13 protein-coding genes are annotated in these 12,681 nt (G+C 34.5%); 4 read left to right on the top strand and 9 right to left on the bottom strand.

All coding sequences use genetic code 11. The features are described 5' to 3' along the window. The 4 genes from MTP08_RS00115 (at window position 1) to porW (ending at window position 4,581) form a co-directional block, all read left to right on the top strand. Window positions 1–756, top strand: coding sequence for an SIMPL domain-containing protein (locus tag MTP08_RS00115; protein WP_243576527.1), 756 nt, complete (start codon window positions 1–3; stop codon window positions 754–756). Between the two features lie 91 nt (window positions 757–847). Next, window positions 848–1,366, top strand: coding sequence for a KdsC family phosphatase (locus tag MTP08_RS00110; protein ID WP_209388638.1), 519 nt, complete (start codon window positions 848–850; stop codon window positions 1,364–1,366). Between the two features lie 9 nt (window positions 1,367–1,375). After that, on the top strand, window positions 1,376–1,945 hold the full coding sequence (locus MTP08_RS00105; protein WP_243576526.1) for a Maf family protein: 570 nt from the start codon (window positions 1,376–1,378) through the stop codon (window positions 1,943–1,945). 71 nt (window positions 1,946–2,016) lie between these two features. After that, the gene (gene porW / locus MTP08_RS00100) at window positions 2,017–4,581 is read left to right on the top strand and encodes a type IX secretion system periplasmic lipoprotein PorW/SprE (RefSeq protein ID WP_243576525.1); all 2,565 of its coding nucleotides are present in this window, start codon (window positions 2,017–2,019) and stop codon (window positions 4,579–4,581) included. A gap of 52 nt (window positions 4,582–4,633) precedes the next feature. Here porW and tsaB read toward each other — a convergent pair whose 3' ends face one another. The 9 genes from tsaB to MTP08_RS00055 all read right to left on the bottom strand — a co-directional run bounded on the left by tsaB (window position 4,634) and on the right by MTP08_RS00055 (window position 12,652). Beyond that, window positions 4,634–5,308 carry a tRNA (adenosine(37)-N6)-threonylcarbamoyltransferase complex dimerization subunit type 1 TsaB gene (gene tsaB / locus MTP08_RS00095; RefSeq protein ID WP_243576524.1) on the bottom strand — a complete coding sequence of 225 codons (675 nt, stop codon included), beginning with the start codon at window positions 5,306–5,308 and terminating at the stop codon, window positions 4,634–4,636. A gap of 45 nt (window positions 5,309–5,353) precedes the next feature. Beyond that, a complete protein-coding gene (locus MTP08_RS00090) occupies window positions 5,354–5,674 on the bottom strand; it encodes a hypothetical protein (RefSeq protein ID WP_243576523.1) in 321 nt (106 codons plus the stop codon). Between the two features lie 149 nt (window positions 5,675–5,823). Then, complete coding sequence (locus MTP08_RS00085; RefSeq protein WP_243576522.1) at window positions 5,824–6,576, bottom strand: SDR family NAD(P)-dependent oxidoreductase; 753 nt, start codon at window positions 6,574–6,576, stop codon at window positions 5,824–5,826. A 67-nt stretch (window positions 6,577–6,643) separates the two neighbouring features. Continuing rightward, a complete protein-coding gene (locus tag MTP08_RS00080; protein WP_243576521.1) occupies window positions 6,644–7,015 on the bottom strand; it encodes a YraN family protein in 372 nt (123 codons plus the stop codon). Between the two features lie 43 nt (window positions 7,016–7,058). Next, window positions 7,059–7,982 carry a S66 peptidase family protein gene (locus MTP08_RS00075; RefSeq protein WP_243576520.1) on the bottom strand — a complete coding sequence of 308 codons (924 nt, stop codon included), beginning with the start codon at window positions 7,980–7,982 and terminating at the stop codon, window positions 7,059–7,061. After that, window positions 7,982–8,665 (bottom strand): LysE family translocator, encoded by a 684-nt coding sequence (locus tag MTP08_RS00070; RefSeq protein WP_209388647.1) that lies wholly within the window; start codon window positions 8,663–8,665, stop codon window positions 7,982–7,984. Before MTP08_RS00070 ends, MTP08_RS00075 begins: the two co-directional genes overlap by 1 nt. A 135-nt stretch (window positions 8,666–8,800) precedes the next feature. Then, a complete protein-coding gene (gene rnr, locus MTP08_RS00065; RefSeq protein ID WP_243576519.1) occupies window positions 8,801–10,951 on the bottom strand; it encodes a ribonuclease R in 2,151 nt (716 codons plus the stop codon). Window positions 10,952–10,954: 3 nt separating this feature from the next. Further along, entirely contained in the window at window positions 10,955–11,914 is a 960-nt protein-coding gene (locus MTP08_RS14760) for a thrombospondin type 3 repeat-containing protein (RefSeq protein WP_394803739.1), read from the bottom strand. Window positions 11,915–11,923: 9 nt separating this feature from the next. Continuing rightward, window positions 11,924–12,652 (bottom strand): hypothetical protein, encoded by a 729-nt coding sequence (locus MTP08_RS00055; protein WP_243576518.1) that lies wholly within the window; start codon window positions 12,650–12,652, stop codon window positions 11,924–11,926. Window positions 12,653–12,681: the final 29 nt, after the last annotated feature.

The following is a 12,681-nucleotide window of genomic DNA, read 5'->3' as shown; positions in this document are numbered from 1 at the left end:
ATGAATACAAACATCATCCGTTCACTCATTATAGGAGCAGCTATTGTAATTACTGCATTTATTTTAGGTTCTAGCTTTAAGAACAGAAATTTAAAACAAGACACCATTTCGGTAACCGGTTTGGGAACAAAGGATTTTATTTCCGACGAAATTAACTGGAGCGGAAGTTTCGATGCCAATGCAATGGATGCTAAAGATGCTTACAACATTATTTCTCAGGATAAAGAAAAGGTAAAAGTTTTTTTCTACAGCAAAGGTTTTAAAGCCGGAGAATTTTCTTTTGGCGGAGTTAATTTTTCCAGATCTTACCGCACAGTAACCACAAAAGAATCAGACGGAAGCGAAAAGTCTGAAGAAATTTTTGATGGCTATAAAGCAACGCAGAGTGTTTTTTTCAGAGCACAAAAAAATCCTGCTTTAATGAAAAAGATAGAAAGCGTAATTGATAAAACTGCAGAATTAATCAACAACGGAGTTCAGTTTGAACCTTCTTCTGCACAATATACATATTCTGACCTTGCTTCTTTAAAACACAGTCTTATTGAAGCCGGTGCAAAAGATGCCAAAGAAAGAGCTGAAAAAATTGTAAGCAGTGCAGACGGAGATTTGGGTAAACTTAAAGACGCTTCTATGGGAGTATTCCAGATTACTGCAAAAGGTTCTACGGATGAAGACAGCTATGGAGGAAATTTCGATACTTCAAGTAAAGAGAAATCTGCAAGAATTACCGTTCGACTTACTTATAATCTTGATTAAAATAATTTAAAACTAAAAAAACGATTAGTGATTGCTATGGATTTGAATTTTTTATCGTTCATCAATCATCATTTTTCAATTATCATTTACAATGAGTTATAAAGAAAAATTAAAAGATATAAAAGCATTTGTGTTTGATGTAGATGGCGTGTTCACAGATGGAAGTGTTTATTTAATGCCTGGCGGAAATATGTGCAGAGTGATGAATGTTTTGGATGGATATGCGGTTGTAAAAGCCCTGAAAAACAATTATTTAATCGGAGTAATAACCGGCGGAAACGACGAAATGGTAAGACATCGCATTAATTATCTCGGTATTGAAGATTATTATGCAAAATCTCACGATAAAATGGTAGATTATGAAGATTTTAAAGCAAAATATAATCTCAAAAATGATGAAATTCTTACAATGGGAGACGACATTCCAGATTTTCACATGATGAAAAATTCTTCAATTGCAAGTTGCCCGGAAAATGCCGTTCCGGAAATTAAAGCCATCGCAGATTATATTTCTACAAAAAAGGGTGGGAGCGGAGCAGTTCGGGATGTTATTGAGCAGGTAATGAAAGTACAGGGAAATTGGCATGACGATAACACACAATCTGTTTAAAATCGAGTTATGAAAATACTTTTAGCCTCACAGTCGCCGCGTAGAAAAGAACTTTTAGCCGGTTTAGGCTTCGAATTTGAAGTTGTGAAGATAGATTGTGACGAGATTTTACCCGAAAATATTCAAATTTCAGATGCTGCAGCTTATCTTTCTGAATTAAAAGCTGAAAGTTGTGAAAGTCTATCAGAAAATGAAGTGCTTTTAACAGCAGATACCATTGTTTCCTTTGAAAATCAAATTCTTGGAAAACCAAAAGATAAAGACGAATCCCGAAAAATGATTCGATCATTATCCGGAAAAACACATCAGGTTTATACGGGAATTACCCTAAAAACTGTTCATAAAACAATTACTGAAACCGATGTTGCCGAAGTGGAATTTGATGAGATTTCAGATAATGAAATAGACTTTTACATCGAAAACTACAAACCTTTCGATAAAGCCGGAAGCTACGGAATACAAGAATGGTTGGGAATGGCAAAAATTAAATCCATAAAAGGAAGTTTTTATACCATTATGGGATTACCAACACACTTGGTTTATAAAAACCTGAAACAAATACAGAAATTTCCAAAATAATTTTTTATTATTTTTACAAAATCATCAAACTGCTGATAATAAAAAGTAAATTAGCGAGTTATATTGAAATAATGAAAAAGAAAATCATATTCCTTTTAGCAGCGATTATTGTTGTTTCCTGTTCCACAAAAGTGAAAAAACCGGAAGCAAGATCAAAGTTTCTAAAAGGCTTTTCTACCTACTATAATACTTTATTTAATGCGAAAGATGCATTAAACAGTGAGTTTACATCAAGAGATAAGTCTCACAAAGACAATTTCTATGCACCCTATATTCCTATTCTTACCTATGAAGATCAGCCTTTAGGAAGCGATTTGGGACAGTCTTCAGCATTTGCCGAAAATACGATGAAAATGGCTGGGCTTAACAATTCCGCAAACTCTAAAAATGTTCCCGGAATGCCTCCCGGAATGCCGGGAAATTCTCCAATGTCTCAAAATCCTGATGGTACAATGCAGAATAAAGGAGCAACCGTTTTAGAAATTGCTGAAGCAAAAGCTTTAAAAGCCATCAACAAATATTCGGTTATCCGAAAAGGAGAGGAGCAGAATAAAAAGATCTTCGATGCTTACATTATTTTGGCACAATCGAGAATTTATCAGGGGAAATATCTCTCGGCTCTGGATGCACTTAACTACGTCTTTACTCACATGAAAAAAGACAAAAGGCTTCCATTGGCTCATGTTTACGAAGCTTTGGCGTATGCTCAAATGAAAAACTTTCGCAAATCGCAAGATATTTTCGCCGAACTTAAAAGCGAGAAACTAAGCAAAGACCACGAAAAAGTAATGAGCATTTATTATGCGGAATCTCTTTTGGATGCCGGAAAAAAAGAAGAAGCTGTAAAAGAACTAGACCGTGCTTTTGAAGTGAACGGAAACCGAAAATTAAAGAGCAGAATTGCATTTCTTAGAGGGCAGGTTTTGCAGGAACAGGGGAAATCTGATCTTGCAAGAGAAAGCTTTCTTGCCGCTTATAAATATGCCAACGATTTTGAATTTGAAGTGAAATCTCAGATAGAAATTGCAAAAACATTCAACGGAAAAGGCAATTATGAAGGTGCAAAAGATTATCTCGAAAAAATAAGCAAAAAAGGAACTTACGCATCCCGAAAAAATGAGTTTTATTATGCTCTTGGTCTCATGGCCAATAAAGCAGGTAAAAAAAGAGAAGCGCAGGAATTTTTCAGAAAGTCTTTGTTAGAAAAAGTTTCAGATTCTCAGGTAAGAGGATTGGCTTATTATGAAATCGGAAAAGGATATTTAGAGAAAAATGATTACATAGGAGCCGGAGCATATTACGATTCTGCTTTGGTTGCCATGACTTACGAACCCTCTAAACTTCTCCTTAAAGATCAGTCTAACTATATCAAAAAAATATCCAAAAACTATTATTTTATTAAGAAAAACGACAGTATTCTTTCTTTGGCAAAAATGACCGAACCACAGAAAACCGAATATTTTTCTAAATATATTGCTGCATTGAAAATTAAAGAAGAAAAAGCAGAGCAGGAGAGAAGAAGAGCAGAAAGAAGTAAAGGTTTTGATACCGGAGATTACAACGCCAACTCTATTTTTGCTAATGGTAACGGAGGATTCGAGGATTTTGGAGTAGCTGCAAAAGGATTTTATTTCAGCAATAATAATACGGTAAGTAAAGGTTCTGCAACATTTAAACAGATTTGGGGAGACCGTGCACTTTCAGATAACTGGCGTTATTCCAAAAAAATGGCTTCTCTGGAAGATATGAAAAATGAAGCATTGGGAGTGAACGCAGCTCCTAACCCAAGACGTTTTGAACCCGCATATTATATCGAACAAATTCCTACGGATGTTGCAAAACTTTCACAACTAAAAAAAGACAGAGATACCGCCTCTTTAGGATTGGGTATTATGTATCAAAATTATTTTACCAATACGCCTTTAGCCACAAAAACACTTTACGATCTTGTGGATGTGAAACCGGAAGAGAAAGTAATGCTTCAGGCTTTATACGAGATTTTTTCTATGAATTATGAAAAAAATCCTCAGATTTCGGAAAGAGCAAAACAAATTCTAATTACTGATTATCCGTATACATCGTATGCAGAATTCGCAAGAAATCCTAAAAACAGTAATTTTGTAAAATCTTCGGATGAAGTAGAGAACGAATACAAAGCGGCATATGCACTTTACGAATCTGAAAAATTTGCAGAAAGCCAAGCCAAAATAGACCAGATCATCCTTAAATATCCAAAAGATGCACTTGTCCCTAAACTGAGCTTATTGAATGCTTTTAATGCAGGAAAAACCAGCGGAAAAGAAGTAATGATTCTTCAGTTGGAACAAATTGTTCTTAATTATGCCAAAACTCCAGAAGGGATGAAGGCTAAAGAGATGCTGAATTACCTTAAAAGTGATCTTAAATTTCAGACTACTGATCATAAAGGAAATGCTGTCCCAAATAATAACAATCCGCAGATGATTGAAAATAAAGGCAGTACACCCGGAAATATCCCTCAAAACAACCAGATACAGCAGCCAAGCAATCAACAGAATAAAAATCAGCCAACATTAAACGGAGTTCCCAAGAAGCCACAATTAAATGATCTTCAAATGGTTCCTAATAGTATTCCGGCAAATGGTTATGGAAAATAAAGAAAAAGCGAAGAAATTAAATCTTCGCTTTTTTATTTCATTTTAAAGTGCACTACGACTGAGATTTTTTCACCCCATGAAAATCTTTAAGATAAAACGGTTCAAAATATGCAATATCTTCAAAATCTTCTTTTTCTGCCTTTTCTAAAGCTTTTCTTACTAAATACTTTGCAGAAGGATAAACATCTGCTTTGAATTCGGCATTAGGAAGATCTAAGATGTCTTGGGCTTTAGAAGCTCCGTCACCTACAAAGAGAACTTTTTTATCTTTAAATTCCTGAAAAGAGGTTTCATCCAAAATTTTTGCTTCTGTGGAAAATGTTTCATATCCTGTTTTACCATCATAAACCGCAGTATAAACCTCCATTCGTCTTGCATCGACCAATGTGATAATACAATCGTAGTTTTGTCCTAAAAACGGCTCAATCATGCTTTCCATAGAATTGACGGCTACCAAAGGTATCTTTAAGCCATAACAAAAGCCTTTCGCCGAAGCAGCTCCAATTCTAAGACCTGTATAAGAGCCGGGACCTTTTCCCAAACAGACGGCATCCAAATCATTCAGAGAAATTTCTGCTCCTTCCAACGCCCATTCTACAAAAGTGTGCAAAGATTCGCTCTGTTTATAGTTTTCTGAAACTTCTTCACATACACATAAAAGTTTATCGCCCTCCGAAATAGCAACAGAACAGTTTTTAGAGGAAGTTTCTAGGTATAGTATTTTCATTTTTAAATTAATTTAGTGCAATCAAAATATTGCTTTTTTGCAAATTTATGGCTTTATCTCCACACTTTGCCGGCTCCACAATTTCCATAGAGATTTCTTTTTAATCCAGATTTCGAGAAGCGATAAGTTCATTTCAAATTCCTTTTTTTTATAGAAACCTTTTACCTTAATCTTCCTGCGGATGCTGAAAGTATTTTTGAATTTCTTCATTTCTGAAACTTCTATCTGACTGATTTCTTTATATTCAACTTTTCCGGAAGAAAAATCTTTTTTAAAATCATCCAGATTCTGGATCCAGCCATTAGAATGACCGAACGAAACATCTGTATCCAACAAATCGAGAATTTTAGGATTATTAAACTGCATCAGAGAATCAAGCTTTCTAGTTTGAGAAAGCAACTTTTTTCCCGGTATAGAATACTTCTGAGAAAATCCAAAAATACAGCAAAAAAGAAATAGAATAGGGAAGAACCTCATATCCAAATTCTCAAATTAAATCGTTTTCAAATTAAAAATTACCCTTTTCTGTAAATGGTTCTCGGTTCGCTCTGTGCACTTGGATAAATGGTCATATCTGAAACGGTAACGTGTTGCGGTGCATTGATGCAGTAGGCAATGGCATCGGCAATATCTTCAGCTTTTAAGGCTTCGTAACCGGCATACACCGTTGCTGCTCTTTCCTGATCTCCTTTGAATCTCACCAGGGAAAAATCTGTTTCCACAGCTCCTGGCTGGATATTGGTAACACGGATGCCGAATTCTGTTAATTCAAGTCTCATTCCGTCAGAAATCACATCTACTGCTCTTTTGGTAGCACAATAAACTACGCCGTTGGCATAGGTTTGTCTTGCGGCAACAGAGCTGATATTGATAATCTGTCCTGAATTTCTTTCTTTCATGATAGGAATGAGGGTTTTAGAAACATATAAAAGCCCTTTCACATTTCCATCAATCATAGAATCCCAATCTTCGGTATTTCCGGCTGAAAGAGGCTCTAAACCGTGTGCATTTCCTGCATTATTGATTAATACATCTACGTTTTTCCAGTCTGCGGGAAGCGATGAAATGGCGTTTTCAACTTCCTTTAAATTCCGGACATCAAATTTTAAGCTGAAAATATCTGCAAATGCGGATAATTCTTTTTTTAAAGATTCCAAAACTTCTTCACGCCTTCCGCAGATGATCATCCTGTTTCCCTGTTTTGCTAAAAGTTCTGCAGTGGCTTTTCCGATACCGGAAGTAGCTCCGGTGATGAGTATTGTCTTCATAAAAATTTTCAGTTTTTAAATGTAACAATTATTAGTAAACTCTTATATTGATATATTATTACATTGATTAATTTGCATCGAATGCTTCGAAAGCATCCTGAATATGTTCTATTTCTAATTGACCGTCTGGATCTGGAAGAACCGAAATAATATCAAATCTTACTTCCTGATTTTTATTAAATTCTTCCATAAAATGATTGGCAGCGAGTACAATTGCCTTTATTTTTGATTTGGTAACCGCTTCCTGCGGAAGAATAAAAAAATCTGTGGATCTTGCTTTTACCTCAACCACAACTATTTTGTTGTCTTTTTCGGCAATAATATCAATTTCATTCTTTTTGAACCGAAAATTTCTGACAAGAATTGTATAGCCGTTTTTTACCAGATATTCAGCGACTAAATCTTCAGCTTTCTTTCCTAATTCATTGTGATCTGCCATATTTTTCTTGTTTGAGTAAGAAGTTTCAAAGAATTACCTTTCCTCAAAACTCAACTTTTACTTTCTCTCCAGCCTTAATTTTTACTTTACTTCCTATTATTAATGGTCGGTTATCTTTAATATGCCCGTTCGGAAATGCAAAAATTACGGGAAAATGATACTTTGAAATTCTGTCTGAGATGAGTTTATAAGACAATTCATCGAAGCTTTCTTCATATTGCTTATTCTCTTTTTCGTCGCCCATGTTGGTCATACCACCAACGATTAATCCTTTTATTTTTTTGAAAACACCTGCTAATTCCAGACTCATTATCATTCTGTCTAAAGCATAGAAGTTTTCGCCAATATCTTCGATGAATAAAATTTTATCTTTAAAATCAAAAGAATATTTTGTCCCTAAAAGTGCATAAATAAGGGCTAAATTTCCTCCAACCAATTCTCCTTCAATATTTCCCTGCTTGTTTAATTGATGCGATTTTAAACTGTATTTTGGCTTTTTCCCTTTTAAAATATCAAAAATTACTTCATAACTTTCTTCCGTTACGCCAAAGCTTGAAGTTTTTATAGTCTGCCCATGAATAGATGCGAAACCTTTTTTCAGCAAATAGCTCTGAATTGCGGTATTATCTGAATAACCGATATACCATTTCGGATTTTTGGCAAATTCTTTTAAACTTAAACCTTCCAATAAATGCTGGCAGCCGTAACCGCCACGCGAAGCCCAAACTGCTGAAATTTCCGGATCGTTCAACGCCCAATTCATATCTTTTAGTCTTTCGGCTTCGGTTCCCGCATAGTTGTAGCCGTTTGAGAATTTGGTATATAAGTGTTCACCCAAAACAGGTTCAAAACCTTTAGAGGTAATCATTTGGAGGCTCTTTTCCAGTTGAGCCGGTTCTACAGCACCTGCAGGAGAAATTATGGCTATTTTATCCCCTTTTTTAAGTGATTTTGGAAATATTTTCATCAGTTTTTTTTGTATTTTAATTCTTTTTTCTCGGCTTCTTCCAATTGTCTGTCGAACTGATTAAACATTTTAAAACTTTGAAGGAATATAAAGAAACTGAAAATAATCAGCACAATACCTACCCCTTTTCTGATGTTGTTTGCCAGTTTTTGGGTAAGTTTATCGTGAAACTGTTTTGCCAGAAAAATTTTAAGAAAATCTATTCCCAGATAAGTTGCAATCACAATTCCGAGATAGAGAATAAGACTTTCGGTATCCGGATACTGATTTCTTACGCCAATTACGGTAACTAACCAAAAAAGGATTACCCCGACATTGAGAAGATTCAGTAAAAAACCATTGATAAATGTTTTAAAATAATTCTGCCCGATGAGTTTTTCTTCTCCGGGCATATGCATTTTGGTTTTTGTAACCATCATAATAATCCCGTAAGCGAGAATAAGAATGGATGTAATTCTGTAAAATCCTGGGTGTTTATCGATGAGATTAACAATATCTGCACTGGCATAATAAGCAGCAATAATACAAAGTAAATCTGCTGTTACCACCCCAAAATCGAGTGCTAAAGCGTGTTTCGGACCTCTTGTAAAACTGGTTTCTATTAACAGAAAAAAAATAGGCCCGATAAAAACCAGACTCAGCATAAAGCCTAAACCAATGGCTGAAAATATGAGTTCAAACATGCAAAATTTGTTTCAAAGCCAAATTTAAAGATTATATTTTTATTGGGGTTTAAAAAGAATATAATTTGAATGCTTGCCTAACAATTAAAAAGACCACATTTCTGTGGTCTCCATATTTCAATAATTTATCTAATATTAATCAACAATCTTAAAATCAAGCTGTTTTGCAATTAAATTAGCTTTTACTACTTTAATTTTTACCTGATCTCCCAACTGATAGCGGTTTCCTGTGCGTGAACCGTAAACTGCGTGTGTTGCTTTGTCGTAGGTGTAAGAATCATCCATTAAATCTCGAAGCTTGATTAAACCTTCAGCACCGTTTTCAGGGATTTCAACCCAAAAACCAAATTCTGCAACTCCGGAAATCACACCCGTGAAAGTTTCTCCCAAATGTTTTTCCATAAATTTCACCTGCATAAATTTAATAGAATCTCTTTCTGCATCGGCTGCCAAACGCTCCATTGCACTGCAGTGTTTTGCTTTTTCTTCCAGCTCATTTCTGTCAGGAGATTTTCCTCCATCCAAATAATGCTGCAATAATCTATGCGCCAACAAATCGGGATAACGACGGATAGGAGAGGTGAAATGCGAATAATAATCGAATCCTAAACCATAATGACCAATTGGTTCGGTAGAGTAGACTGCTTTGCTCATGCTTCGCATCGCCAGGGTTTCAATCATATTTTCTTCGCCTTTTCCTTTGACGTCTTTCAGTAAAGTATTTAAAGATTCTGCGACTTTTTTGGTATTTGCCAAATCCATTTTATACCCAAAAGTAGATACAAAATCTCTCAAAGCTTCCAATTTTGCAGGATCCGGATCGTCGTGAACTCTGTAAATAAAGGTATTTCCGTTCGGACTTCCTTTTTTTAGCGAAACAAATTCAGACACTTTTTTATTCGCCAAAAGCATAAATTCTTCAATTAAATGATTTGAATCTTTGCTGATTTTGAAGTAAACTCCAATGGGCTGATTGTTTTCATCCAAATTGAAACGAACTTCGCTTCTGTCAAAAGTAATTGCACCGTTTTTAATCCGTTCAGCACGCATAATTTTGGCTAATCTGTCGAGAACATTAATTTCTTCATGCAAATCGCCTTTCTGGGTTTCAATTCTTTCCTGAGCTTCTTCGTAAGTGAATCTTCTGTCGGAATGAATCACCGTTCTTCCAAACCACTGTTTCTGAATTTCTGCCTTGTCATTCAACTCAAAAACTGCAGAGAATGTATATTTATCTTCGTTCGGACGAAGTGAACAAACATCGTTACTCAAAACCTCCGGAAGCATCGGTACAACACGATCTACCAAATAAACTGAAGTGGCTCTTTCGTACGCTTCATCATCCAAAACAGTTCCCGGAACTACGTAATGAGAAACGTCTGCAATATGAACTCCAACTTCCCAGTTTCCGTTTTCCAGCTTTCTCATCGATAAAGCATCATCAAAATCTTTTGCATCTTTTGGGTCAATTGTAAACGTTAAAACATCTCGCATATCCCAACGTTTTTTCGCTTCTTCATCGGTAATTCTGCGGTCGATTTTATCGGCTTCCCTTTCTACTTCTTCAGGAAATTCGTATGGTAAACCATATTCTGCGAGAATAGAGTGGATTTCGGTTTCATGTTCTCCTGGATTTCCAAGAACCTGCAGAATTTCGCCTTCAGGATTTTTGTCTCCGGGCTTCCATTCTGTCATTTTTACAACTACTTTATTGCCGTTTTCTGCTCCGTTTATTTTTCCTTTCGGAATAAAAATATCAGTATTGATTGTTTTTTTATCGCAAACTACAAACCCGAATTCTTTATGAGGAACGAGTTGGAATGTTCCCACAAATTCAGATCTTTTTCTCTCTAAAACTTCCAAAACGGAGCCTTCGAGTTTTTTTCCTTTGAAATTATAGGTAACAATGAGAACTTTATCTCCCTGAAGGGCATCTTTCACGTTTTTTGAATGAATAAAGATATCATCCTTCAAATTTTCAACGGTAACATACGCATTTCCGCTTTGGTTGAAGTCTATAGTTCCCGTTAAAGTACCTTCAATATTAAGATTGATGCTGAATTTACCTTTTTCGGTTTCTTTTATACGCTTGTTTGCCAACAGCTTATGCAAAGCCTGAATTACCATCTCGCGCTGTCTGGGATTTTTATAATCAATCCCGTCTGAGATCTGTTTGTAATTGTATAATCTGGTTTGATTCTGATTCATAAATCTCATAATCAATCTTCCGATTTCCATGAGTTTATGATCGTTTTTCTGACTTATATATTTTTTCTTTTTTGCCATTTTTTAATTTAATTGTATAAAGGTATTTCCTTTCTCTTGTAATCTGAAATTTTTTCGTTCAATTTCTGATTTTTCGTTTACCTTAACCAAAATTTCATCATTATCTTTAAAGAAAATGTATATCTGAAAGCTTTCGTAAGGGTTAAATTTTTTATTTTCTAAATCTTTGAAATTATTTTCTGCATTGTAAAAAGTTATTCCATTAATTTTTTTGGAATACATCTTTTTAAATGATTGTACTTTTTTATTGACCACTTCATTCTCGCTGAACGGAAAAATAATTTTTGAAGGAAATTTTCTTATAAATTTTTTGAAATTTCTCTCATTCCAAAACAATTCTGAAGCCAAATTTACTTCTAAATTTAAAGGAGAATAATCTGTTGAATCTTCTCCACAACCCCCTATTTGAGAAAAACTTGCAACTTCTAAGTTAATTATTTCAGAATTAAATTCTTTTAAATCTATTTTACTGAAGATAAAATCTGCCAGCTTTTCGTAATTAAAGTTTTTTGTTTTTTCTAAAAACTTATTTTTTATTTCATTCAATTCTTCCTGCGAATACCTGTAAGAATGATTTACTTTTTTAGGACAGCCATTTTCTTCGGATACCCCCGGAACTGTAGGACAGGCATCATCTTTATCTAAAATTCCATCTCCATCCGTATCCGGCCAAGGGCAGCCATTATTTTCAGGTGGTCCGGCAACTGAAGGGCAAGAATCATCTTTATCTAAAACTCCGTCTCCGTCAGAATCTGGCCATTTGCAACCATTATTTTCAACAAAACCTGATTCTTTCGGACATTGGTCTAAATAAAATAAAACACCGTCTTTATCTTCATCCGAAAGACAAATCTTCCTGCTGTACTCTTTACGGCATTTTTTGAAAGCTTCTTTGTCGGTAATTTCCTGTGCATTTGCATAAGAAATAACAAAAAGTGAAAGGAAAATAACATATTTTTTCATCAGAAATTTCTAAAATAAATGTTCATCTTTTGTTGGTATTTTTACCCATTTTTTATCCTGATACTTATATGTTTTAAAAACTATCGGAGAAAACTTATTGTAGATGAAATAATCATATTTTACTACCACAATTCCACCTAAATGATTTCTAAAATCAAGCTTTACATAACCAGCTCCATCTAAGGTTAATGGCTCGCTCACTACAGCTGAAGGATCATAACAGATGTTTTTACCCGCACTTTTCATATCCGCCAAAAAATTGTAGAAAGGATGTTTCATTGTTTCCTTTTTTAATGGCCTGTATTCATTATTTTCAAAATTAGAATCGCTGAAATCAAAATAGAGATTCTTTTTCAATTTTTTCTGAAGCAATTTGATGTTTTCCGGAGTATAAAAATTAAGATAATTATAATTAGGATTTTTAATATTTAAATTACTGCTACAAAGTACAAAATTAGTAGCATACACTACTTCAGTTGAATACAGTGTAAAGACAATATTTCTATCAGGTATATTATTGATATCCAAATCATTGATAATAATTTTACTTAATGATTTATAATCTATTTTTCTTGCTTCATGTTTAAAAAGCTTGTATAACTTTTGGTTATTCTTCCAAACAACACTGCAATCAGTATCATCATATAAATATCTGGAATGTTTTATAGAATCATAGGGTTTCTGCGCTTGCACAGAAATAATGAATATCAGAAACAGAATAATAAAACTATTTTTCATTAATGAATGAGAAATTCTACCGATAATAT

This window comes from Chryseobacterium oryzae (genome assembly GCF_022811665.1).
In the GTDB taxonomy this organism is placed as follows: domain Bacteria; phylum Bacteroidota; class Bacteroidia; order Flavobacteriales; family Weeksellaceae; genus Chryseobacterium; species Chryseobacterium oryzae.
This window is presented reverse-complemented; position numbering and strand designations above follow the sequence as displayed.

Excerpts from the sequence above, each read along its gene's own strand:
- MTP08_RS00115 (WP_243576527.1), top strand. The coding sequence starts at position 1 with ATGAATACAAACATCATCCGTTCACTCATTATAGGAGCAGCTATTGTA.
- MTP08_RS00110 (WP_209388638.1), top strand. The coding sequence starts at position 848 with ATGAGTTATAAAGAAAAATTAAAAGATATAAAAGCATTTGTGTTTGAT.
- MTP08_RS00105 (WP_243576526.1), top strand. The coding sequence starts at position 1,376 with ATGAAAATACTTTTAGCCTCACAGTCGCCGCGTAGAAAAGAACTTTTA.
- porW (WP_243576525.1), top strand. The coding sequence starts at position 2,017 with ATGAAAAAGAAAATCATATTCCTTTTAGCAGCGATTATTGTTGTTTCC.
- tsaB (WP_243576524.1), bottom strand. The coding sequence starts at position 5,308 with ATGAAAATACTATACCTAGAAACTTCCTCTAAAAACTGTTCTGTTGCT.
- MTP08_RS00090 (WP_243576523.1), bottom strand. The coding sequence starts at position 5,674 with ATGCAGTTTAATAATCCTAAAATTCTCGATTTGTTGGATACAGATGTT.
- MTP08_RS00085 (WP_243576522.1), bottom strand. The coding sequence starts at position 6,576 with ATGAAGACAATACTCATCACCGGAGCTACTTCCGGTATCGGAAAAGCC.
- MTP08_RS00080 (WP_243576521.1), bottom strand. The coding sequence starts at position 7,015 with ATGGCAGATCACAATGAATTAGGAAAGAAAGCTGAAGATTTAGTCGCT.
- MTP08_RS00075 (WP_243576520.1), bottom strand. The coding sequence starts at position 7,982 with ATGAAAATATTTCCAAAATCACTTAAAAAAGGGGATAAAATAGCCATA.
- MTP08_RS00070 (WP_209388647.1), bottom strand. The coding sequence starts at position 8,665 with ATGTTTGAACTCATATTTTCAGCCATTGGTTTAGGCTTTATGCTGAGT.
- rnr (WP_243576519.1), bottom strand. The coding sequence starts at position 10,951 with ATGGCAAAAAAGAAAAAATATATAAGTCAGAAAAACGATCATAAACTC.
- MTP08_RS14760 (WP_394803739.1), bottom strand. The coding sequence starts at position 11,914 with ATGAAAAAATATGTTATTTTCCTTTCACTTTTTGTTATTTCTTATGCA.
- MTP08_RS00055 (WP_243576518.1), bottom strand. The coding sequence starts at position 12,652 with ATGAAAAATAGTTTTATTATTCTGTTTCTGATATTCATTATTTCTGTG.